The following is a 2,194-nucleotide window of genomic DNA, read 5'->3' as shown; positions in this document are numbered from 1 at the left end:
TTCATTGACGGTCCCACGATACGCCTTGGTGGCTTTGTCCAAGCTGTCCCAGCGACCGACCTCACTTAACGATTCACGAACGACCTTGCCGATCGCCGCCGAATCCGGACTTGCCAAGACCACGCGGACATCCTCACGCAACAAGTCGTCCAAGCTTTGGATCGATTTCGGATTCCCCTTGGGCACCGCGATCACGGCTTGCATTTTCGCGATCGGGATCTCTTCGGCGACCAGCCCTTTTTCTTTGCCCAATTTCAAGTAGCTGTCATCGGCCGGCAGATACAGGTCCCCCTGCTTGGCCACTTCGATCGACGACAGCAGCGTTTGCGACGGCCCGTATTGAATGTCGACGCTGCGGTCGAACTCCTGCTCGTATTCCTCGCGGATCGATTCCATCACCGCCCGGTTGCTGGCGGCACAGTACAGCATTACTGCCCGTCCGCTCGTGGACGGTTTGTCTCGGTCACCGAGCAACAGGACGATGCCGATCAACGCGACCAGCGAGCCGGCCATCAAAATGTAGGTGCGATTCATGGTTTTAGTTTACTTGCGGCCCTGCGGGATCGGAACCAGGACGGGATTGCGATTGCGCCCTTCTTCGGCACTACGGTCGGGCGGACGATTGTCGATGTCACCAAAAAGCTGACCGTCCCAATCGGCGTCGATCAGCAAATCAAAACCGGGGTTCTGCTCTTTGACCTGACAGGAACACGCCCCACTGAGAAAGACCGTCAGTTCTTCCATCAATCGGGCCGACAGATCACGTGCCGGGATGACTTCCAAAGCCCGACCACGTCCAAACACCGGAACCAGCAACGGCTCGCCTGCTTCGAAGGCCGGCAGGCGCAACCCCGACAGCAGACCGATCAAAAAGGACTCTTTCGGGTCCTCCGGATCGATCTCCAGCAGGCTGAATTTGACGACCAGCGGCAAGTCGGCGTACAACTCGGACCCCGGCAGCCCGATCCCCTCTGGCAACGTCACCTTCGATGACAGCGTTTCAAACGTCTGTTGGACAAGCTGCTTGGCGCTCTCGTTCTTTTCCTGGTCGGCCGATCGAACCAGCAACCAAACGACACTGTGCCCGGCCAACAGTCGGTCGCGGAGTTCGGTTCGAATCGGCGAGTCAAAGATCCCCAACCGATCGGCGTCGGCAAGCGTTCCGTGCCAATGGTTGACGAAACGTCCCCGCCCCAGCTTCGTTCGAACCAGGACATGGGGCAACGTCGTCTTCTCCGCGTTGGCGTCGATTTCTTTCCACAACGCGACACGCTCGCCACTGGCGTCGCCGCTGATATCGACCGCCATGACTTTGGCATTGGCATGCCCGCCGTGATTGTCGGTTGACGCATTCAATCGATTCATCAAGGTGGTGTCGGCGGGCGAGAGCGGTCCATCGTGAAAAACAATCACTTCGCAATCATCCGGCGTCCAACGCTCCAGTGCGTAGCGAAAGACCGGAATGTTGCACGCAGCGGCGTAAGAACTCCAGCCCAAAAGGATGAAGGTCAGGAGAAGTCCGCGCGAAGGACCAAGCAGTCCGTCGAGTGTTGAACGGTATTCCAAGTGTCTAGCCAAGCTTAACAAATTGAATCTCTTGTACGTTGAAACGAAGCCCCAACCGATCCCGGGCTGCAATTTTCCGAAACACATCACGCTACTTTCCAAAACACATCACGCTGCCGTCGAGTGTCGACAGGAACAGGCTTCCGTTGGCTCCGGCCAGCCCGTCCCAGGCGGGCAGCGTGTCCAGCTTGATCTCGTTTTCGATCTCGCCGGTGTCAATGTTCACGGCCAGCAACGACGAGCCGTCTTTGCCCATCAATGCCGCATCTTGGTCATCGAGCAATGCTTGCACTTCCGGATCGCTCTCGCTGAGTTTCTGGAACGTTTCTTCTTCGTTGATGGTGTCCGGCGGACCGACGATGAACAGCTTGTTTCCGGCCAACACCATGCCGCGCACATAGACCGGCACGTCCTTGGCCCACTTCGGTTTGACCAGCGAGTCGCCGGGTTTGACGGTGCTGTTGTTTCCGGCTTTCTTGGCGGGGCCTTGATTGCGGCTGGTGAACTGAACGGCTTTGCCGAACTTGCCTTCGACGAGTTTGCCGCCTTCCAGAGTTCCATTGTTGCGATGCAGGCTGTGGTCGCGGGCCGTGCCGTCGTCAAAGCTGACCGCCAATACAGCGTCAGA

General features: G+C 58.0%; 3 protein-coding genes. All 3 read right to left on the bottom strand.

All coding sequences use genetic code 11. The features are described 5' to 3' along the window. Window positions 1-534: substrate-binding domain-containing protein (locus ABX749_RS30460; protein ID WP_372899349.1), on the bottom strand; the 534-nt coding region annotated here is incomplete at its 3' end. A gap of 9 nt (window positions 535-543) precedes the next feature. Then, window positions 544-1,578 carry a hypothetical protein gene (locus ABX749_RS30455; protein WP_372899348.1) on the bottom strand — a complete coding sequence of 345 codons (1,035 nt, stop codon included), beginning with the start codon at window positions 1,576-1,578 and terminating at the stop codon, window positions 544-546. Window positions 1,579-1,657: 79 nt separating this feature from the next. Next, on the bottom strand, window positions 1,658-2,194 hold a 537-nt coding region (locus ABX749_RS30450), incomplete at its 5' end, for a hypothetical protein (RefSeq protein ID WP_372899347.1).

The organism is Stieleria sp., from assembly GCF_041595215.1.
GTDB lineage: Bacteria > Planctomycetota > Planctomycetia > Pirellulales > Pirellulaceae > Stieleria > Stieleria magnilauensis.
Note: the sequence above shows the minus strand (reverse complement) of the source record. Positions and strands in the feature narration are given on the sequence as shown.